The 20,092-nt window shown below is 59.8% G+C and carries 15 protein-coding genes; 11 read left to right on the top strand and 4 right to left on the bottom strand.

Features of this window, described 5'->3' with window-relative positions; genetic code table 11:
• Positions 1 to 4 precede the first annotated feature (4 nt).
• From SA190iCDA_RS15710 to SA190iCDA_RS15665, 10 genes are all read left to right on the top strand, one after another.
• Positions 5 to 292, top strand: a complete 288-nt coding sequence (locus SA190iCDA_RS15710; protein WP_236100870.1) for a hypothetical protein — start codon at positions 5 to 7, stop codon at positions 290 to 292.
• Positions 286 to 1,404: a glycosyltransferase family 4 protein gene (locus tag SA190iCDA_RS15705; protein WP_070886313.1), complete on the top strand. Its 1,119-nt coding sequence runs from the start codon at positions 286 to 288 to the stop codon at positions 1,402 to 1,404. The genes SA190iCDA_RS15710 and SA190iCDA_RS15705 overlap by 7 nt, the downstream gene beginning before the upstream one ends.
• Positions 1,401 to 2,651 (top strand): glycosyltransferase family 4 protein, encoded by a 1,251-nt coding sequence (locus tag SA190iCDA_RS15700; RefSeq protein ID WP_070886312.1) that lies wholly within the window; start codon positions 1,401 to 1,403, stop codon positions 2,649 to 2,651. Before SA190iCDA_RS15705 ends, SA190iCDA_RS15700 begins: the two co-directional genes overlap by 4 nt.
• A gap of 26 nt (positions 2,652 to 2,677) precedes the next feature.
• Positions 2,678 to 3,487, top strand: coding sequence for a dTDP-4-dehydrorhamnose reductase family protein (locus SA190iCDA_RS15695; protein WP_419203802.1), 810 nt, complete (start codon positions 2,678 to 2,680; stop codon positions 3,485 to 3,487).
• A gap of 49 nt (positions 3,488 to 3,536) precedes the next feature.
• Positions 3,537 to 4,547 carry a polysaccharide biosynthesis protein gene (locus SA190iCDA_RS15690; RefSeq protein WP_070886310.1) on the top strand — a complete coding sequence of 337 codons (1,011 nt, stop codon included), beginning with the start codon at positions 3,537 to 3,539 and terminating at the stop codon, positions 4,545 to 4,547.
• The gene (wecB, locus tag SA190iCDA_RS15685; RefSeq protein ID WP_070886309.1) at positions 4,540 to 5,667 is read left to right on the top strand and encodes a non-hydrolyzing UDP-N-acetylglucosamine 2-epimerase; all 1,128 of its coding nucleotides are present in this window, start codon (positions 4,540 to 4,542) and stop codon (positions 5,665 to 5,667) included. The genes SA190iCDA_RS15690 and wecB overlap by 8 nt, the downstream gene beginning before the upstream one ends.
• 20 nt (positions 5,668 to 5,687) lie before the next feature.
• Entirely contained in the window at positions 5,688 to 6,641 is a 954-nt protein-coding gene (locus tag SA190iCDA_RS15680; protein ID WP_070886308.1) for a UDP-glucose 4-epimerase family protein, read from the top strand.
• 190 nt (positions 6,642 to 6,831) lie between these two features.
• Entirely contained in the window at positions 6,832 to 7,842 is a 1,011-nt protein-coding gene (locus tag SA190iCDA_RS15675) for an MraY family glycosyltransferase (protein ID WP_070886575.1), read from the top strand.
• Complete coding sequence (locus tag SA190iCDA_RS15670; protein ID WP_083329810.1) at positions 7,839 to 8,414, top strand: acetyltransferase; 576 nt, start codon at positions 7,839 to 7,841, stop codon at positions 8,412 to 8,414. The genes SA190iCDA_RS15675 and SA190iCDA_RS15670 overlap by 4 nt, the downstream gene beginning before the upstream one ends.
• Positions 8,415 to 8,600: 186 nt before the next feature.
• Positions 8,601 to 10,529 carry a nucleoside-diphosphate sugar epimerase/dehydratase gene (locus SA190iCDA_RS15665; protein ID WP_170833957.1) on the top strand — a complete coding sequence of 643 codons (1,929 nt, stop codon included), beginning with the start codon at positions 8,601 to 8,603 and terminating at the stop codon, positions 10,527 to 10,529.
• A 200-nt stretch (positions 10,530 to 10,729) separates the two neighbouring features.
• On the opposite strand, the gene SA190iCDA_RS15660 is transcribed toward SA190iCDA_RS15665, so the two are convergent.
• The 4 genes from SA190iCDA_RS15660 to mnmC form a co-directional block, all read right to left on the bottom strand.
• Complete coding sequence (locus SA190iCDA_RS15660; protein ID WP_070886305.1) at positions 10,730 to 11,920, bottom strand: osmoprotectant NAGGN system M42 family peptidase; 1,191 nt, start codon at positions 11,918 to 11,920, stop codon at positions 10,730 to 10,732.
• Between the two features lie 324 nt (positions 11,921 to 12,244).
• On the bottom strand, positions 12,245 to 13,987 hold the full coding sequence (gene ngg, locus SA190iCDA_RS15655) for an N-acetylglutaminylglutamine synthetase (protein ID WP_070886304.1): 1,743 nt from the start codon (positions 13,985 to 13,987) through the stop codon (positions 12,245 to 12,247).
• A gap of 131 nt (positions 13,988 to 14,118) precedes the next feature.
• Positions 14,119 to 15,888 carry an N-acetylglutaminylglutamine amidotransferase gene (locus SA190iCDA_RS15650; protein WP_070886303.1) on the bottom strand — a complete coding sequence of 590 codons (1,770 nt, stop codon included), beginning with the start codon at positions 15,886 to 15,888 and terminating at the stop codon, positions 14,119 to 14,121.
• A gap of 411 nt (positions 15,889 to 16,299) precedes the next feature.
• Positions 16,300 to 18,258 carry a bifunctional tRNA (5-methylaminomethyl-2-thiouridine)(34)-methyltransferase MnmD/FAD-dependent 5-carboxymethylaminomethyl-2-thiouridine(34) oxidoreductase MnmC gene (gene mnmC, locus SA190iCDA_RS15645; protein ID WP_070886302.1) on the bottom strand — a complete coding sequence of 653 codons (1,959 nt, stop codon included), beginning with the start codon at positions 18,256 to 18,258 and terminating at the stop codon, positions 16,300 to 16,302.
• 161 nt (positions 18,259 to 18,419) lie between these two features.
• Here mnmC and pap point away from each other — a divergent pair, with 161 nt between their 5' ends.
• Positions 18,420 to 19,913, top strand: coding sequence for a polyphosphate:AMP phosphotransferase (gene pap, locus SA190iCDA_RS15640; RefSeq protein ID WP_070886301.1), 1,494 nt, complete (start codon positions 18,420 to 18,422; stop codon positions 19,911 to 19,913).
• Positions 19,914 to 20,092 lie beyond the last annotated feature (179 nt).

The raw sequence follows: 20,092 nt of genomic DNA, 5'->3' as shown, positions 1-20,092 counted from the left end.
TGTTATGAATTTTGGATTGGTTCCAGGCTTTTTGTGGGGGGGGCTTTTAACTATAATTGTAATGATTAGCGCTGTTTGTTTGTTTAGAAGAGTTGTTGTGTATTGTTTTGATGGTAGTGCTGATTTTTACTTTAAGGGTGGGCTTTTTATATTGGCGTTCAACTATGTTTTGGTGGCGGCGCGATTTAGCTATTCGGAATTTACAAATGTCTTTTTTTCATTTGCTCTATTTGTTGTTGTTCCGCTTGTTGGTGCGTTTTTGTTTGTTCGGCTAAGGGTGCGTTTATGGTAATTGTTATTAATGCTTTCTCTGCCAAGGTTGGGGGTGGGAAGACATATCTTTATAATTTGCTGGAAAATCTTCCAGAAGAGCAGGCGCAGGTATATATTTTTGGCTATGACGATCTCGATCGGTTTCAGACAGAGAATGTGCGTCGTATTCGAACCCGTTTTCCAGTTTATAATCCGGTGCTGAGATTGTTCTGGGAGCGTTTCATTCTGCCTGTCTGGCTTTCAAAGCTGCAGGCGGACTTATTGTTCTGTCCGGGCGGTGTTGTGAACACTAGACCTCCGGCAGGTTGCCGAGTGGTAACCATGTTCAGGAACATGCTCCCATTTGATAAGCAGGCATTGGCAGGTGCAAAATCACTTAAACTTAAATTCAAAAACTACCTTTTGAAACGGCGCATGCTCGCGAGCATGGTGTCAGCAGATTTGGTCATTTTTATTTCAGATTATGCTCGGCGTATTATCGAGCAGTATATATCGGTCAAGCAGGCGGTCACCATTGCACATGGTATTGCCAATGATTTTTTTGTAGTGAATGATGTGTCAGAACGGCCTGCTCTTCCTTTTTCAGGCAAGTATATTTTGTATGTTTCCCGGTTCGAGTTTTACAAGCGTCACTTGCAACTGGTCAAAGCCTATACTCTGTTGAGTGATTCAATCCGCGATGAGTATAAATTATTGATTGTGGGTGGTGGCAAAGGGCCGGCCGCTACAGAAGTGCATGATTTTGTTGCGACACAGGGCCTGGATGAGTCGGTATTTTTACTCGGTGAATTCCCCTACTCATCATTGCCTGCGTTATATAAGCATGCCAGCTTGTTTACGTTCATGTCGGCTTGTGAGAATTGTCCCAATATTCTCTTAGAGGCGATGGGCGCCGGTGTGCCTATCGTATCGTCCGATTACGCACCGATGCCTGAGTTCGGAGGGGATGCGGTCAGGTATGTATCCCCGGATGACCCACAACAAATATCGCAGGTTCTATCGGGTACACTGACCGATCCTATGCTTCTAAACGCGCTTTCTAAAAGCGTGGCTGAACGGTCGCTGGACTACAAGTGGTCTCGCACGGCGATGCTTACTTGGCGTGCACTTTTCAAGGTCGCGAATACGTGAAGATACTGTTGGTTACTCAGTATTTTTGGCCAGAGACGTTCATCGTTAATGATCTGGCTAAGACTTTGGTCGCTCAGGGGCATGAGGTGCAGGTCTTTACCGGTAAACCTAACTATCCGGAGGGGCAGATATTTGCGGGGTACACGGCGCATGGCTGTGATAGGGAGTTGTATGCCAACCAAATACCAGTCTTTCGTGCACCATTACGACCCCGTGGGCGAGGTGCGATAGGACTGGTACTTAACTATCTGTCTTTTGTTATCAATGGCATTCGTTTTTTCCCCAAGGCCCTACAAACAGAAGGTACGCCATATGACGTAATCTTCGTTTTTGCGCCATCTCCGATTTTGTCCGCGCTGCCGGCCATACTGTTGAAGTGGAAGACAAAGGCACATCTGGCGGTGTGGGTGCAGGATTTGTGGCCGGAGAGTCTTAGGGCGACAGGCTTTGTCAAAAACCGTTTTGCATTATGGTGTGTTGGAGTGCTTGTAAGAGCGCTTTACGGGTGTAGTGATACCCTGCTCATTCAGTCACGTGCATTCAAGGCTTCGGTGATGCGTTATGCCAATGCAGAGAAAATTATCTACTACCCTAACTGTTATGTGCAAAGTGGATTTCAGACAACGGCAAAAACACAGGTTCCCGCAGAACTATTAGCTCTTATGGAGCAGAATTTTTGCCTGGTTTTTGCAGGTAATCTCGGCACTGCCCAGTCGCTTGAAACCTTAGTGGATGCCGCGACACGGTTAAAGCATCTACCTAAGTGCAAGCTCATTATTGTTGGGGCCGGTAGCATGTACGCATGGCTTGAAGCGCAGAAAGCGGCATTAGATCTGGATAATATGCACTTGGTCGGTCGTTTCCCTTCCGACGAAATGCCTCAGTTTTTCAGCCGCGCAGCTGGTCTGCTTGTCACATTGAGGAAAAGCGAGGTTTTCAGCCTAACTATACCGAGCAAGTTGCAGGCTTACCTTGCTGCAGGGCGCCCCATTATTGCAGCCTTGGACGGGGAGGGTGCGCGAATCGTCGAAGAGGCGGGAGCTGGATTTTGCTGTGCAGCGGAGGACGGTGTTGGACTAGCCCGTGCAATTGAGAAGTTATTTCATATGCCTGCTGTCGAGCGCACCCAATTGGGCGGCTTTGGACAAAGCTATTTTGCTGAGAACTTTGATATGAATAGCCAAGGCCGGCGTTTAATCGAGATCCTTGAAGGAAGGATCGCTCAAGACAGAGAGGTTGATAGGTGAGGGCTTTAGTCTTAGGCGTTACAGGCATGCTTGGAAGTGCAGTTTTCAAGCAGTTTTCATATGATGAAGCGTTCCAGACCTGGGGCACGTTGCGCAGTTCCGGAGGGCGACGTCATTTTTCTGAGCAACTTCATTCTCAGCTGATTAGCAATGTCGATGTTCTTGATCAAGATGCGTTGCTCAGTGTGCTGGCGCGTACCCGTCCCGATATCGTCATCAACTGTGTGGGTTTGATCAAGCAGCTGGCTGACGCCAACGATCCACTTTCGGCCTTGCCAATTAACGCGATGTTGCCGCATCGGTTAGCGAAGCTCTGTGGTTTGGCGGGCGCTCGGCTGATCCATGTTAGCACGGATTGTGTGTTCTCTGGCCGTAAGGGGATGTATACCGAGGCTGACCTGTCGGATGCGGAAGATCTCTATGGCAAGTCGAAGTTCATTGGCGAGCTGCATGAGGTGCCGCACGCGATTACGCTGCGTACGTCTATTATCGGCCATGAGCTGGGTACTAACTTTTCGTTGGTGGACTGGTTTCTTTCACAAAATGATCCGGTCAAGGGCTATGCAAAAGCCATATTCTCGGGCCTGCCCACTGTCGAACTGGCCCGGGTGATGAAAGATTATGTGATCCCGAATCCCGGGCTGCACGGTCTTTATCATGTGTCGGTCGAGCCGATCGACAAGTTGTCGCTGCTCAGACTGGTGGCCGAGGTTTACGGACACAAGATTCAGGTCATTCCAGACGAGCAGTTATGCATCGACCGCTCGTTGGATTCTTCCCGCTTCCGTCAGGCTGCGGGTTACCTACCCCGGCCTGGCCTGACTTGGTCAAGATGATGCTCGACCAGCGTTGATTACTTATATTTTTTGAGTGTGGTAACTGCTTATGTTCGATAACAAAGTCCTGATGATTACCGGCGGTACCGGCTCCTTCGGTAATACTGTGCTAAAACGCTTCCTCGATACAAATGTCAAGGAAATCCGGGTGTTCAGCCGGGATGAGAAGAAGCAAGAGGATATGCGAATTGCTCTCGCCAATGACAAGGTCAAATTTTATATTGGTGACGTGCGCGATTACGACAGCATCTCTCAGGCGATGGTCGGTGTTGACTATATCTTCCATGCAGCGGCTCTTAAGCAGGTGCCATCCTGCGAGTTCTACCCCATGGAAGCGGTACGTACCAATGTCATTGGCACGGAGAATGTGCTAAACGCGGCGATTGCCACTGGCGTCAAGCGCGTGGTGGTCCTCAGTACGGACAAGGCGGTGTACCCGATCAATGCTATGGGAATCTCCAAAGCTATGGCGGAGAAACTCATGGTCGCAAAGTCGCGGATGATTCCAGAATCCGGTCCGGTTATTTGTGCGACTCGCTACGGTAATGTGATGGCTTCGCGTGGCTCGGTGATCCCTCTGTTTATCAGCCAGCTCATGAGTGGCGAGCCGCTGACCGTCACCGATCCGAACATGACCCGTTTCTTGATGTCGCTTGAAGATTCCGTGGATTTGGTTCTGCATGCCTTCGAGCATGCCGAACAGGGCGACATCTTTGTGCAGAAGGCCCCTGCCTCGACGGTTGCGGATCTTGCGCAGGCGCTCAAAGAGCTGTTTTCCCGCGACAACTCGGTAAAGGTGATCGGCACTCGGCATGGCGAGAAGTTGTATGAATCGCTGATTTCTCGCGAGGAAATGGCCAAGGCTGAAGACATGGACCGTTATTACCGAATTCCTGCGGATAACCGCGACCTCAACTATAAGAAGTTTTTCGTCGAGGGCGAGCAACATATTTCCGAACTGGACGACTATACCTCGCACAATACCGAGCGTTTGAGCATTCAAGGTATCAAGGATGTACTGCTCAAACTGGACTACATTCAGGAGCAGCTCGATGCTTAAGGTGATGACACTGGTCGGCACCCGTCCGGAGCTGATCAAGATGAGCCGCGTGATCGCGGAGTTGGATAAGCAGGTTCAGCATGTGTTGGTGCATTCGGGGCAGAACTACGACTTCGAACTGAACCAGGTTTTTTTCGATGATCTGGAGATTCGCAAGCCGGATCATTTCCTCGGGGCTGCCGGAGATACGGCGGCGAAGACCATCGCCGAAGTGATCGCCAAGGCCGATGAGGTGTTCGAACTGGAAAAACCCGATGCGCTCTTGCTGTATGGCGACACCAACACCTGTCTGGCGGTGATAGCGGCCAAGCGCCGGAAGATCCCGGTCTTCCATATGGAGGCGGGTAATCGTTGTTTCGATCAGCGTGTGCCGGAGGAGTTGAACCGCAAGGTTCTCGACCATCTGAGCGATATCAATATGGTGCTGACCGAACATGCGCGCCGTTACCTGATCGCCGAGGGTATTCGCCCGGAAACCATCATCAAGACCGGTTCGCACATGGAGGAAGTGCTGGATTACTACATGTCGCGTATCCAGGCTTCGAATGTACTGCAGCGCGAAGGGCTGGAGGAGGGTAAATTCTTCATCGTCAGTACCCATCGGGAAGAGAACGTCGATACGCCCGAGAATCTTCGTGACCTACTGGAAACCCTGCGGGCGCTAGCTGAAACCTACCAGTACCCGATCATCGTCTCCACGCATCCCCGTACCCGTAAGCGCTTGGAGGCATTAGGCGAGTCGCTGGATCATCCGCTGATTCGCTTCGTTAAACCCTTTGGTCTGCTGGATTACATCAAGCTGCAGATGGCGGCCTTCTGTGTGCTTTCTGATAGCGGCACTATTACGGAAGAGGCTTCGTTGCTCAATCTGCCAGCCATTACCATTCGCAATGCCCACGAACGGCCTGAGGGTATGGACGAAGGCACGTTGATCATGAGTGGCTTGAGATCGGAACGTGTACTGGATGCAGTACGTGTAGTGACCAGTCAGCATGACCGGGCTCGTCGAGTGATGCCTTTGGTGAAGGATTATCAGGCTGGTCCTGTATCGAAACAGGTGGTCAGGGTGGTGCTTAGCTATACCGGCTATATTAATCGTACGGTCTGGTCGAAGGTCTGAGCGCTAAAAGAGGTGGAGGCATGCGAGTTTTATTGACCGGCGCTACTGGCTTTGTCGGAAGAGGGCTGTTGAAAAGGCTGTCAACTCAGGGTGGTCTGCAACTTCGTGCCGCGGTACGGCGGCAGGAGTCGGCGTTTCCTGAGTCGGTCACGGTCGTGCAGGTTGCGGATCTGAGGGGGGATACGGATTGGCGCCAGGCCTTGGAGGGTGTTGAGGCCGTTATTCATAGTGCCGCTCGTGTTCATGTCATGGACGATCAGGCCAAAGATCCTCTAGCCGAGTTTCGCGCGGTCAATGTTGCTGGCACTTTGAATCTGGCTCGTCAGGCGGTTAGTGCTGGAGTAAAGCGCTTCGTTTTTATCAGCTCGATCAAGGTCAATGGTGAGGGAACCGCATCTGGTAAGCCCTACACCGCCGATGATACCCCGATGCCCGTCGACCCTTATGGCATTTCCAAGTTGGAGGCTGAGCAGGGCTTGCAGGCACTCTCGCAAGAAACCGGGATGGAAGTGGTGATCATCAGGCCGGTGCTTGTTTACGGCCCCGGTGTGAAGGCCAATTTCCGCAGCATGATGAGCTGGTTGCGCAAGGGTATTCCGCTGCCGCTGGGCGCCACGGGAAACAAGCGCAGCCTGGTGGCCGTGGATAACCTGGTGGATCTGATTGCCACCTGTATCGATCACCCCGCGGCGGCCAACCAGACGTTCCTGGTCAGCGACGGTGAGGATCTATCCACGACGCAACTGTTGCAGCGCATGGGCAAGGCGCTTGGCCGGCCGGCACGGCTGTTGCCGGTTCCCGCCAGCCTGCTGCAAGCCGGCGCAGCAATGTTGGGTAAACGCGCTATTGCACAGCGGCTCTGCGGCTCCCTGCAGGTGGATATTGGCAAAACCCGTGAGCTATTGGGTTGGGCGCCGCCTGTTAGCGTCGATGATGCATTGCGCAAAACCGCCCGTGCGTTTGAAGCTGGCTGACCAGATACCTACCGTGATCGGTAGGGGTTAGAACCTGTTCACGATCTGCTGCGCGTCGGCGCTACTGCGTTAAAAACAAGCTCGGAATGCTCATTTACCACTTGTAAACTCCGCTTCCTCGCTTGTTTTTGCCTTGTATCGCTCTAGCTCGCTAGATCGTGAACAGGTTCTCAGGAGAAGTTACTTGTTGATCACCGTTTTGCTGGTCATTGCCAGCCTGTCGTGTTTGCTGACCTGGTTATTGAGGCGCTATGCACTGGCTAGCAGCCTTATGGATATCCCCAACGCACGTAGTTCTCACTCGGTACCCACGCCGCGCGGCGGCGGCGTAGCCATCGTGCTGTGCTTTATTTTCGCAGTGCTTGGCCTGGCCCTGCTTGACCAGGTAGACAGTTCCGTCGCGTTCGCCTTGTGTGGCGCGGGTGGGCTGGTGGCCGTGGTCGGCTTTCTTGACGATCATGGGCACATCGCCGCTCGCTGGCGTTTGCTCGGGCATTTTGCGGCTGCCGGCTGGGCGCTGTTCTGGCTGGATGGGCTGCCAGCGATCAGTCTGTTCGGCACCCTGGTCGATCTTGGTTGGTTTGGCCATCTGTTGGCTGCGATCTATCTGGTCTGGCTGCTCAATCTCTACAACTTCATGGATGGTATCGACGGTATCGCCAGCGTGGAGGCCATCTGCGTCTGTATCGGAGGCGCATTGCTTTATGCCTGGCTTGGAGATACCCAAGGCGCATTGGTTACCGTGCTGTCTCTGGCTGCTGCGGTGTTCGGCTTCCTGATCTGGAACTTTCCACCGGCGCGCATTTTCATGGGCGATGCCGGCAGTGGTTTCCTGGGGATCACGCTTGGCGTTCTTTCGCTGCAGGCTGCGGCGGCATCGCCGGAGCTGTTGTGGGCCTGGTTGATATTGCTCGGCGTTTTTATCGTCGATGCCACCTATACGCTATTGCGCCGGCTTCTGCGTGGTGATCGTGTTTACGAAGCGCACAGAAGCCATGCTTATCAATATGCCTCGCGCCATTACGGCCGCCACCTGCCTGTGACCTTGGCGGTAACCGCCATCAACCTGTTATGGCTGCTCCCTATCGCCCTGTGGGTCGGCTTTGGTGGCGTGGACGGTACTATCGGTTTGTTGATTGCTTATCTTCCGCTGGTTTTTTTGGCAGCCAGGTTCAAGGCCGGGGCACTGGAGTCAAAATGAAAAACACATTGCTGATACTGGGCGCTGGTGGCCATGGCAGGGCGGTTGCCGAAGCGGCGCTACTCTCCGGCCAGTGGCAGTCCGTCCGTTTTCTGGATGATAGATGGCCTGGCTTGAGCGAGCTTTATGGTATAGCGGTGGTCGGCAAACCGGATGACCTTGCTGCTCACGCCAGCTCCGGCAGTGCAGCGATTGCTGCGGTTGGCAACAATGCGCTGCGCGAACGATGGAGCCTGCTGATCGAGGCCGCCGGGCTGCCCCTGGCGACAGTCATTCATCCGCGGGCCTTTGTCAGCAACGATGCCGAGGTGGGTAATGGCGTTGCGGTAATGGCTATGGCGATGGTCGGTGTGGGCGCTGTGCTCGGTCATGGTGCTATCGTGAACGCCAATGCGACCGTTGATCACGACGCAGTGCTGGGTGACTTCGCTCACCTGGGTGTTGGCGTGCAACTCGCGGGAGGGGTAAAGGTAGGTGCCAGGGCCTGGCTGCAGGCCGGTTGCTGTGCTGGTTATCATGTTGTAGTCGAAGATGGTGCGCTGCATGCGCCCGGAACGGTTTTGCAGCGTTGAACCGCGCTGTCTATTTAAGCAATCAGGGCGATTTCGGAACTACTCGCGCTGCCAGGTTTTGCCTGGCCATGGCTTGCTCCAGGGATATGAGGTGTTGTTTTGTTGAGGTCTGCTGAGCTGCTGCGTACTCGTCTGGTACGGCTGCGCCGTCGCCAAAAACGTCTGATCCAGGTGGCCGTCGACGTGATGCTGGTATGGGCGGCATTGTGGCTGGCCTTTGTCGTTCGCCTGGGGGATTTCGAAGAGGTTTATCCGCTTGACGGCCACCTGTGGCTCTTTGTGTTGGCGCCCCTTATCTCCATTCCATTGTTTATTCGTTGTGGTATGTACCGCGCCGTCATGCGTTATTTTGGCACCGAGGCGCTTATCGCCATCGCCAAGGCGGTCTCTCTATCGGCATTGATTCTGGCATTGGCGATCTACTGGCATCAGGATGCGCGGGCGGTGATTCCCCGCTCCATGGTGTTCAATTACTGGTGGCTGAGCATCATGTTGATCGGCGGGCTGCGCCTGGCGATGCGCCAGTTCTTCATGGGGCACTGGTTCGCCGCTGATCAACCCTTCAAGTTCAGCAGCCGTGATGCATGTGCTCCGCCGGTGGCCATTTATGGCGCAGGCTCGGCGGGTAATCAGTTGGCCGCGGCCTTGCGGATGGGGCGTAGGAAGCGCCCGGTAGCTTTTATCGACGACGACCCCAACATCGCCAACCGCATTATCGCCGGGCTGCGCGTGTACTCGCCGCGTCATATCCAGCAAATGATCGATGATACGGGCGCTACCGAGATCCTGATGGCATTGCCATCGGCATCACGTACACGTCGCCGAGAGGTACTCGAAGCACTGGAACAATACCCCCTGCATGTGCGCACTGTGCCCGGCTTCATGGATCTGGCCAGTGGTCGGGTAAAGGTCGAGGATGTACAAGAGGTCGATATAGCAGACCTGCTGGGACGGGACACCGTGCCTCCGCAACGCGAGTTGTTCGAGCGGTGCATCCGTGGCCGGGTGGTAATGGTAACCGGGGCCGGCGGCTCGATCGGTTCCGAGTTGTGCCGACAGATACTTGGCTCCGGCCCGAAAACGCTGCTGTTGTTCGAGCACAGCGAGTTCAACCTCTACGCCATTCATGGCGAGCTGGAGCAGCGGATCCGTCGTGAGTCGCTGGCGGTGCGTCTGGTGCCGATCCTAGGCTCGGTACGTAACCAGCAGCGCCAGGTCGAACTGTTGCGTGCCTGGGATGTGAATACCGTTTACCACGCGGCCGCCTACAAGCATGTGCCCATGGTTGAGCACAATATCGCCGAAGGCGTATTGAACAATGTGTTGGGTTCGTTGCATACGGCCCAGGCCGCTTTGAAGGCTGGTGTCGAGCACTTCGTGTTGATCTCCACCGACAAGGCCGTGCGGCCTACCAATGTGATGGGCAGCACCAAGCGTTTGGCTGAGATGGTGCTGCAGGCTTTGAGCCGGGAGCCTGCGCCCGTGCTGTTCGGCGATAAGGAAGGTGTGCACCAGGTCAACAAGACCCGTTTCACCATGGTGCGTTTCGGCAATGTGCTCGGTTCTTCAGGCTCGGTGATTCCGCGGTTCTACGAGCAGATTCGCAAGGGTGGCCCGGTGACGGTTACCCACCCCAATATCACGCGTTACTTCATGACCATCCCCGAAGCCGCCCAACTGGTGATCCAGGCCGGTTCCATGGGGCAGGGTGGCGATGTGTTCGTGCTGGATATGGGCCAACCGGTGAAGATCGCCGAGCTGGCCGAGAAGATGATCCATCTCACGGGGCTCAGTATCGCCTCGGACGAAAATCCCAATGGTGATATCGCCATAGAGTTCACCGGTTTGCGTCCAGGTGAGAAACTCTATGAAGAGCTGCTGATCGGTGACAACGTGAGCCCCACCGAGCACCCGATGATCATGCGCGCCAACGAAGAGCACCTGCCCTGGGAGTCCTTCAAGGTGGTCGTCGAGAATCTGCTCAAAGCCGTCGAGCAGGACGACTACGACCGGGTGCGTCAACTGCTGCGCGAAACGGTCTGCGGTTATACCCCAGAGGGTGAGATCGTCGATTGGATGTACTTGCGGCGATCGGCAAGACAGCCCCTCGATTAGGGATTGTAGCAACGAGCCCAGGCGCAAGATTCATTTGCTAACCATGCAGTCTTACCGCCACATGGCGCTATGACAGTCTAAGAGCGCCAGTCTCGGCGCAATAAACACAAGGCCTCCTAGAGGCCTTGATGTTAATTTGCGGATTCGCCGCGAGTCGCGGCTCCCACGCAATTGTCGCTAGCCACCCGCCGCGTTGCGCCTTAGCCGTCTCTCTCCCGATTCCCCACCAAGCTATCCACCGTCGGCACCCGCGTATCCGGCTCCATCTGCGCATCATGTTCCAGCTGGTGGCTGAAGCGTTCCAGCGAGCCGTTTTCCGGCTGCGCATCGCTGGCGAATACCGGCGGGCTGAGCAGGTAGGCGCCGAGCAGGCGGGAGAGGGCCGCGAGGCTGTCGATATGGGTGCGTTCGTAGCCGTGGGTGGCGTCGCAGCCGAAGGCGATCAGCGCCGTGCGGATATCGTGGCCGGCGGTGACGGCGGACTGGGCGTCGCTGTGGTAGTAGCGGAACAGGTCGCGGCGCACCGGGATCTCGTTCTCGCTGGCCAGGCGCAGCAGTTGCCGCGACAGGTGATAGTCGTAGGGGCCGCCGGAGTCGTGCATGGCCACGCTGACCGTATGTTCGGTGGAGCGCTGGCCGGTGGCGACCGGGGCGATGTCGATACCCACGAATTCACTTACGTCCCAGGGCAGCGCGGCGGCCGCGCCGGAGCCGACTTCTTCGGTGATGGTGAACAGCGGGTGGCAGTCGATGGGCGGCTCCTGGCCGCTTTCCACCACCGCCTTGAGCGCGGCGAGCAGGGCGGCGACGCCGGCCTTGTCGTCCAGGTGGCGTGCGCTGATATGGCCACTTTCGGTGAACTCGGGCAGCGGATCGAAGGCCACGAAGTCGCCCACCGATACCCCCAGGCTTTCGCAGTCGGCGCGGCTGGCGATCAGGGCATCCAGGCGCAGTTCAACGTGATCCCAGGAGATCGGCAGCTGGTCCACTTCGGTGTTGAAGGCGTGCCCGGAGGCGAGCAGGGGCAGGACGCTGCCGCGGAATACGCCATGGTCGCTGAACACGCTGACCCGGCTGCCTTCGGCGAAGCGGCTGGACCAGCAGCCCACGGCGGTCAGGCACAGACGGCCGTTGTCCTTGATCTCGCGAACCATGGCACCGATGGTGTCCAGGTGCACGGACACAGCGCGGTCAGGGCTGTCGCGTCGCCCTTTGAGGGTGCCGCGAATGGTGCCGCGGCGGGTCATTTCGAAGGGGATACCGATTTCGCTCAGACGCTCGGCGACGTAGCGCACGATGGTGTCGGTAAAACCGGTGGGGCTGGGAATGGCGAGCATCTCCAGCAGGACTTTTTGCATGTACTCGACATCGGGTTCTGGAATTTGCGACATGGGCTCTCCATCTAGGACGGGGCGGGCCGCCGGGCGGCGTCTGTCTCTGGTGACTGCGTGACGCCTATCGACGGACGGACAAATTTGCGCTGTGTTACATCCTGACCTGCATTTGCCGCCAGGGTTTCAAGGCCTGACCGGCATTGGCGCTCTCGGTTGCCTCGGCCAGGTTGAAGCGTGACGGACTGCCCGCATGCGGCTGCAATCGGCTAGCGGGCCCATGCAGCAATGCGCCAGGACTGCTATCGATTCGCGCCGGGCGGTGCGCCTACGCGCATGGGTGCATGCCATCGCGTAGGCCCACGCCTGGTGGCAGATCGGTGGTCAGTCGCCGACCCCATGGCTCAGGGGGAACAGCAGGTCGATGAACCGCTCGGCGGTCGGCTGGGGCTCATGGTTGGCCAGCCCCGCGCGCTCGTTGGCTTCGATGAACACGTACTCGGGTTGATCCGCGGCGGGTACCAGCAGATCGAGGCCGACCACCGGGATGTCCAGCGCGCGAGCCGCCTTGACGGCTGCCTCGGCAAGCGTGGGGTGCAGAATGCCGGTGACGTCTTCGAGAATGCCGCCGGTGTGCAGGTTGGCGGTCTTGCGCACGGCCATGCGCTTGCCCTGGGGCAGCACGCTGTCATAGTCGTAACCGGCAGCGTGCAGGGTGCGCAGGGTTTCGGCGTCCTTGGGGATACGGCTCTCGCCGCCGGTGGCGGCCTGGCGGCGACGGCTCTGGGCATCGATCAGCTCGCCGATGGTATGGCGGCCGTCACCCAGCACTTCGGCGGGGCGGCGAATCGCGGCGGCGACCACTTCGAAACCGATGACCACGATGCGCAGGTCGAAGCCTTGGTGGTAGCTCTCCAGCAAGACGCGTTCGTCGAACGGGCGGGCACGCTCGATGGCAGCCTGCACCTCGGCAGGTGTGCGCAAATCCACGGCAACGCCCTGGCCCTGCTCGCCATCCACGGGCTTGACCACCAGGCTGCCGTGCTCGGCCAAGAACGCCGCATTGTCCTCGGCGCTGCCGGCCAGGCGCTGGGCCGGCAGGCTCAGGCCGGCGCGGCTCAGGGTGCGATGGGTCAGGCGTTTGTCCTGGCAGAGGGTCATGGTCACGGCGCTGGTCAGGTCGGTCAGCGACTCGCGGCAGCGAATACGCCGGCCGCCCTGGCTCAGGGTGAACAGGCCGGCTTCGGCGTCGTCGATCTGCGCATCGATGCCACGCCGACGGGCCTCGTCGACGATGATGCGCGCGTAGGGGTTGAGCTTGTCATCCGGCCCCGGGCCGAGGAACAGGGGCTGGTTGATACCGTTCTTGCGCTTGATGCTGAAGGTCTGCAGTTCCCGAAAGCCAAGCTTGGCGTACAGCTTCTTGGCCTGGTCGTTGTCGTGCAGCACCGACAGGTCGAGGTGGTTGAGGCCGCGGCTCATGAAGTGTTCGACCAGGTGGCGTACCAGCACTTCGCCTACGCCCGGGCGGCTGCAGGCCGGGTCGACGGCCAGGCACCAGAGGCTGCTGCCCAGCTCGGGATCCTGATAGGCCTTCTGGTGATTGAGGCCCATCACGCTGCCGATCACCGCACCGCTGTCTTCATCCTCGGCCAGCCAGTAGACCGGGCCGCCCTGGTGGCGTGGGGTGAGCTTCTCCGGATCGAGCGGCAGCATGCCGCGGGTCTGGTACAGGCAGTTGATCGCCTGCCAGTCCGCTTCGGTTTGCGCCCGACGTACGCGAAAACCGCGAAAGCCGCGGCGGGCTTGGCGGTAGTCGCTGAACCACAGGCGCAGGGTATCCGAGGGGTCGAGAAACAGTTGCTGCGGCGCGTGGGCGAGTACCTGCTGGGGCGCCGCGACATAGAGCGCGATATCACGCTCACCGGGTTGCTCGCTGAGCAGCTCCTCGGCCAGCACGGCGGCATCGGGGAAGGTGTGGCCAATCAGTAGCCGGCCCCAGCCGCAGTGAACGATTTGCGGCTGGCTGATGCCATCGCCGTGCTCCTCGGCAAACCGTGCCTGCAGGCGCTCGTAGGAGGGGGATTGGCCCCGGAGAAGGCGTTGGTTATGGGCAGTGGCTCGCATTGAAGAATGTTCCTTTGCTTGCGCATTACCGGCATTGCCGGCTATCGAATGGCCTGTCTGATAATCCGCAGCGAGGCGGATACGGCCCTTGCAGTTGGGAGCGAGGGAGCCGCAGCTCCCCCGATTCGTCGTTACAGGCCCTGTTCGCTCAACCACAGGTTCAGCGCCGCCATCTGCCACAGCTTGGAGCCGCGCAGGGGCGTCAGCTGGCCTTGTGGGTCAATGAGCAGGCGGTCGAGCATCTGCGGGTTGAAGATGCCGCGGTCATGGGCCGGGTCGACCAGCAGGTCGCGCACCCAACCCAGGGTCGCGCCTTCCAGGTGCTTGAGGCCCGGCACCGGGAAGTAACCCTTCTTGCGGTCGATGACCTCGGCCGGAATGACCTTGCGGGCCGCCTCCTTGAGCACGTACTTGCCGCCTTCCGGCAGTTTGAACCGACCTGGGATGCGCGCCGACAATTCCGCCACACGGTAATCCAGGAACGGCGTACGGGCTTCGAGGCCCCAGGCCATGGTCATGTTGTCGACGCGTTTGACCGGGTCGTCGACCAGCATCACCGTGCTGTCCAGGCGCAGCGCCTTGTCCACGGCAGCGCTGGCGCCCGGCTGGGCGAAGTGCTGGCGGACGAATTCGCCGGACACGTCATCGGTCAACCAGGCTGGCTGCACGCAGGCGGCGTACTCCTCGTGCTCGCGGTCGAAGAAGGCCTTGCGATAGGCGCTATAGGCATCGTCAGCGCCATCGACCAGCGGGTACCAGTGATAGCCGGCGAACAGCTCGTCGGCGCCCTGGCCGCTCTGTACCACCTTGCAGTGTTTGGCCACTTCCCGGGAGAGCAGGTAGAAGGCAATGCAGTCGTGGCTGACCATCGGCTCGCTCATGGCGCGGAAGGCGGCCGGCAGCTGATCGAGAATCTCGTTCTCGCCGATGCGCAGCTGGTGGTGCTGGGTTTCGAAGCGCTTGGCGATCAGGTCCGAATACTGGAATTCGTCGCCGCGCTCGCCGCCGGCATCCTGGAAGCCGATGGAGAAGGTCAGCAGGTTGTCGACACCGGCTTCGCGCAGCAGGCCGACCAGCATGCTGGAATCGACGCCGCCCGACAGCAGTACGCCGACATCCACGGCGGCACGCTGACGGATCTCGACGGCTTCGCGCATGCTGTCCAGGGTGGCGTCGCGCCAGTCTTCGAAGGTGAAGTTGGCTTCGTCGGCGTTCGGGCCGAAGTTCAGCGTCCACCAGACCTGCTGCTCGACCTTGCCATTGGTGTCGATACGCATCCAGGTGGCTGGCGGCAGTTTCTCCACGCCGGCGAGGATGGTGCGTGGTGCGGGTACCACGGCATGGAAGTTCAGGTAGTGGTTGAGGGCGATCGGATCCAGGGTCTTGCCGATATCGCCGCCTTTGAGCAGCGCCGGCAGGCTGGAGGCAAAGCGCAGGCGCTCCTTGGTCTTGGACAGGTACAGCGGCTTCACGCCCAGGCGATCACGAGCGATGAACAGCTGCCCGCTGTCGCGCTCCCAGATGGCGAAGGCGAACATGCCATTGAGCTTGGGCAGCAGGTCGGCGCCCCAGGCGTGATAGCCCTTGAGCAGCACCTCGGTGTCACCCCCGGAGAAGAAGCGATAGCCGAGCTGCTCGAGCTCGCCGCGCAATTCCGGGTAGTTGTAGATGGCGCCGTTGAAGACCATCGACAGCCCGAGATCGTTGTCGATCATCGGCTGGCCCGAGGCCTCGGCGAGGTCCATGATCTTCAGGCGGCGGTGGCCGAAGGCGACGGGACCGCGGCTGTGGAAGCCATGGGCATCCGGGCCGCGAGGGGCGAGGTGGTGGGTGATGCGTTCAACGGCAGCCAGGTCGGCTGGTTGGTTATCGAATCGAAGTTCGCCTGCTATTCCGCACATAATCTATAAAGCCCGCATGCTTCCTGGGCTCTGTTCCTCCTTAACGTCAGTCCGTACCAGTGTTGTACCGGTGCTGAGTTCCAGTGCGCTCCAGGGCGCGCCGGAGACGATCGAGCAGTGAAAAAGCTGCTGCGTGCAGGGAGGCAGCGCAGCAGGCTCGAGTTTTTTCGAGTCTCCGTGCGCGGCGAACGTTCAATAAAATGGGCGGAAGTAGGATGGTCCTGGCTGCCCAGCGAGGCCGCAATCGCTTCGCCGGCGTGGCCCGCTCCCACAGAAAAGAATGGTGTCTGTCCGAAAGAGCGCTGCCAAGGCGTCGATTGTGGGAGCGGGCGGGGACGCCCAGTCCATGCCCGCGAATTGCTCAAGGCAGGTGTTTACAGAACGCGGGCGGCAGCGGTGTGTCGTGTTCACTCATCCCTTGCGGATCAGCTGCCGCAGCATAAAGCGATTGGGATGGCAGCCTTCGGCAACGTCGCGGGGGACGGGTAGCGGTTCGTTTTCCAGCCAGGCGGCGATCAGTTCGCCGGATAGCGGCGCAGTGATCAGCCCGCGGGAGCCGTGGCCGCTGTTGATGTACAGGCCTTGCTGCCAGGGGCAGGGCACTGGCGGCACCTGGCGGGCGTCGCGGGCCAGCACGGCATAGGCCTGCGCGAACTGCTCGGCATCGGCCAGCGGGCCGATGATCGGCAGGTAATCCGGGCTGGTGCAACGAAAGGCGGCACGGCCCCGCAGCTTGGCCGGGTCGAGCTTATCGGCCTCGAGGCGCTCGGCCAGGTCGCCTGAGATTTCCCGCAGCAGGTCCAGGTTGCTGGCGTGTTCGGCGCTGCTCGGCGTCAGGTCATCGCTGTCGAAGTTGAAGCTGGCGCCCAGGGTGTGCTCCCCCTGGCGCGGGGGCGCTACATAGCCTTCGGCGCAGACCACGGTGCTCAGCGCGGCGCTGCGTTGTGACGCCGGCAGTCGGCTGATCTGCCCGCGGATACGCTTGAGCGGCAGGTGCGCGCTTTGTTCGAAGCGCAGGGTATCCGCCGCGCTGCAGATCACCACCACTGGCGCCTCGGCCAGTACCTGCTCGTTGCCCAGTGCCTGCCACTGGCCGTCGATACGCTCAAGCCTCAGGGCCTCCTGGTGGCCGTGCATGCGAATTGCGGGATGATCGAGCAACTGCGCGCACAGCGCTGGCGGATGCACCCAGCCGGCATCGGGATAGAACAAGCCGCCGCTCGCCAGGGCGATACCGGCCTGCCGTTCGGCCTCCTGGCGATCCAGTGGGACGAGCAGCGTGGGCGGGAAGGCGGCTGCAAGCCTGGCCTGGCGCTGGGCTTCGCGCTCGTCGAACGCCAGTTGCAGCACGCCGCAATCGTCCCAGTCCATGCCCTTGTGCAGGCGCTCGAGCAGCCGCCTGGTGTAGCCGAAGCCATCGACGATCAGCCGCGACAGGGCGGTGCCGTGGGCGGACAGCTTGAGGTAGAGAACGCCCTGGGGGTTGCCCGAGGCTTCCTGGGCCGCGGCTCCATGGCGCTCCAGCACCGTGACCTGCCAGCCGCGTCTGGCCAGGCTCGCAGCCGTGGCGCAGCCGGCCAGCCCGGCGCCGATCACCAGGGCGTTTCGTTCTGAGGGGTGATCAGTCGGCCGCGCGAACCAGGGCTTGGTCTGATTGCTGGCAGAGCCGGTGAAGGCGCCGCACATCACTTCCCATTTCTTGCCGAGGCCCGGCACCCGCTTCATGGCGAAGCCCGCTTCGACCAGAGCACGGCGCACGTAGCCGGTGGCCGTGAAGGTGCCCAGCGTGGTGCCCGGTGCGCTCAGCCTGGCCAACTGCGCGAACAGCTCCGGTGTCCACATCTCGGGGTTCTTCGACGGCGCGAAGCCATCGAGAAACCAGGCATCGATGCGCGCATCGAGTTGCGGCAGCATGGCCAATGCATCGCCGATCAGCAGGGTCAGCACCACCCGGCCATCGTCGAACAGCAGACGCTGGAAGCCCGGGTTCAGGCAGCGATAGGCCTCGAGCAACTGCTGACTGTAGCGCTGCAGGGAGGGCCATAGCGCCAGGGCACGCTGCAGATCCGCCTGGTTGAGAGGGTGCTTCTCCACGCTGACGAAATGCAGGTGCGCGCCGGCGGGTGCCTGCTCGTCGAACGATTGCCAGGCGCAGAGAAAATTCATCCCGGTGCCAAAGCCGGTTTCACCGATCACCAATTGCTCGCCCGGCGGCAGGGCGGCAAAGCGGCGTGGCAGGTCGTTGTTGTCGAGAAACACGTAGCGCGTTTCTTCCAGGCCATTTTCCCGGGAAAAGTAGACGTCGCCATACTGGCGCGAGGAGGGCTGGCCCTGTTCGTTCCAGTCGAGTTGTGCGTATTGATCGGCCATTGTCGAGGGTCTGTATCGAGCAGGGCGGCGATTCTAGCAGGGCCAAGGCGCGGTCGTGATGCGCCCGTTTGCAGCAGCGGACCGGGCAGCCCGAGCGCCGTCCCTTGCGCGAAGCGGTAAACGGCCCCTAGTCTGCATGCACCGTTCAGGAAGAGGTGCTTATGTTCGAATCCGCCGAGATCGACCACGTCATCGACAAGGCCACGTTCGCTGCCGAAGAGCAGGTACTGCGCGAAGCGTTGCTCGAAGTCCAGTACGCGCTGCGCGAGCAGGGTCGCCATGGGGTGATCATCCTGATCAATGGCGTCGAGGGCGCAGGCAAGGGCGAGACGGTGAAGCTGCTCAACGAGTGGATGGACCCCCGGCTCATCCAGGTCAGCACCTTCGACCAGCAGACCGACGAGGAACTGGCCCGACCGCCTGCCTGGCGTTACTGGCGGCAGCTGCCGCCCAAGGGGCGCATCGGCATTTTCTTTGGCAACTGGTACAGCCAGATGCTGCAGGGCCGGGTGCACGGCGACCTGAAGAAGGATCAGCTCAACGGCGCCATCGACGGGGCGCTGGGCCTGGAGCAGATGCTCTGCAACGAGGGCACGCTGATCTTCAAGTTCTGGTTTCACCTGTCCAAGAAGCAGATGCTCACCCGGCTCAAGACCCTGCAGGACGATCCACTGCACAGCTGGCGCCTGAGCCCCCTGGACTGGCAGCAGTCGAAGACCTACGACAAGTTCGTGCGCGCTGGGGAAGACGTGCTGCGGCGCACCAGTCGGGATTACGCACCCTGGTACATCGTCGCCGGTGCCGATGCCAATTACCGCAGCCTGACGGTCGGGCGCATCCTGCTCGAAGGCCTGCAGGCGGCGCTGCGCGGCAGCGCCGAGCGGGCACCGTTGCCGCACACCACGCCGCTGATGACGCGAACCGACCAGCGCAGCCTGCTCGACAGCCTGGATATGGGCCTGAGCCTGGCCAAGGCCGATTACCGCGAGCAGCTGACCCGGGAACAGGCGCGCCTGGCGCAGCTGATGCGCGACAAACGCATGCGCCGCCACGCCCTGGTCGCGGTGTTCGAGGGCAATGATGCCGCCGGCAAGGGCGGGGCGATTCGCCGTGTGGCGGCAGCGCTGGACCCGCGTCAGTACCGCATCGTACCGGTCGCGGCGCCAACCGACGAGGAGCGCGCGCAGCCCTACCTGTGGCGCTTCTGGCGGCACATACCGGCGCGCGGCAAGTTCACCGTGTTCGATCGTTCCTGGTATGGCCGGGTGCTGGTGGAGCGAGTCGAGGGGTTCTGCGCGCCCGAGGACTGGCTGCGCGCCTACGGCGAGATCAATGACTTCGAGGAGCAGCTGAGCAACGCCGGCGTGGTGCTGGTGAAGTTCTGGCTGGCCATCGACGAAGAGACCCAGCTGCTGCGCTTTCGCGAGCGTGAGAACAACCCGGTCAAGCGTTTCAAGATCACCGAGGAGGATTGGCGCAACCGTGAGAAGTGGCCGCTGTACCGGGAGGCCGTTGGCGATATGGTCGACCGCACCAGCACCCGCCTGGCACCTTGGACATTGGTCGAGGCCAACGACAAGCAGTTCGCCCGGGTCAAGGTACTGCGCACCCTCAACGATGCCCTGGAGGCGGCGTTCGAGCGGAGCGTGCGATAGGCGCGCTTTCTGAAGCTAGAGCGCGTTTCAGCGGTTCAAACCGGCATTGCTGTTACGGTTCTCGATGATTGCCAGCGCCTGAAGTGCTGTAGAACCTGTGGGAACGCCTAGCGTCGCGGTCTGGCCGACGCGGCGAGCGGGGTATCGTAATCTGGGGTGGCAGCCCTGTGGCGGGAGCG

This window comes from Pseudomonas argentinensis (assembly GCF_001839655.2).
In the GTDB taxonomy this organism is placed as follows: Bacteria; Pseudomonadota; Gammaproteobacteria; order Pseudomonadales; family Pseudomonadaceae; genus Aquipseudomonas; species Aquipseudomonas argentinensis_B.
The sequence above is the reverse complement of the archived record's forward strand: the minus strand, read 5'-3'. Positions and strand labels throughout refer to the sequence as shown.

Excerpts from the sequence above, each read along its gene's own strand:
- SA190iCDA_RS15710 (WP_236100870.1), top strand. The coding sequence starts at position 5 with ATGAATTTTGGATTGGTTCCAGGCTTTTTGTGGGGGGGGCTTTTAACT.
- SA190iCDA_RS15705 (WP_070886313.1), top strand. The coding sequence starts at position 286 with ATGGTAATTGTTATTAATGCTTTCTCTGCCAAGGTTGGGGGTGGGAAG.
- SA190iCDA_RS15695 (WP_419203802.1), top strand. The coding sequence starts at position 2,678 with ATGCTTGGAAGTGCAGTTTTCAAGCAGTTTTCATATGATGAAGCGTTC.
- SA190iCDA_RS15690 (WP_070886310.1), top strand. The coding sequence starts at position 3,537 with ATGTTCGATAACAAAGTCCTGATGATTACCGGCGGTACCGGCTCCTTC.
- wecB (WP_070886309.1), top strand. The coding sequence starts at position 4,540 with ATGCTTAAGGTGATGACACTGGTCGGCACCCGTCCGGAGCTGATCAAG.
- SA190iCDA_RS15680 (WP_070886308.1), top strand. The coding sequence starts at position 5,688 with ATGCGAGTTTTATTGACCGGCGCTACTGGCTTTGTCGGAAGAGGGCTG.
- SA190iCDA_RS15670 (WP_083329810.1), top strand. The coding sequence starts at position 7,839 with ATGAAAAACACATTGCTGATACTGGGCGCTGGTGGCCATGGCAGGGCG.
- SA190iCDA_RS15665 (WP_170833957.1), top strand. The coding sequence starts at position 8,601 with ATGCTGGTATGGGCGGCATTGTGGCTGGCCTTTGTCGTTCGCCTGGGG.
- SA190iCDA_RS15660 (WP_070886305.1), bottom strand. The coding sequence starts at position 11,920 with ATGTCGCAAATTCCAGAACCCGATGTCGAGTACATGCAAAAAGTCCTG.
- ngg (WP_070886304.1), bottom strand. The coding sequence starts at position 13,987 with ATGCGAGCCACTGCCCATAACCAACGCCTTCTCCGGGGCCAATCCCCC.
- SA190iCDA_RS15650 (WP_070886303.1), bottom strand. The coding sequence starts at position 15,888 with ATGTGCGGAATAGCAGGCGAACTTCGATTCGATAACCAACCAGCCGAC.
- mnmC (WP_070886302.1), bottom strand. The coding sequence starts at position 18,258 with ATGGCCGATCAATACGCACAACTCGACTGGAACGAACAGGGCCAGCCC.
- pap (WP_070886301.1), top strand. The coding sequence starts at position 18,420 with ATGTTCGAATCCGCCGAGATCGACCACGTCATCGACAAGGCCACGTTC.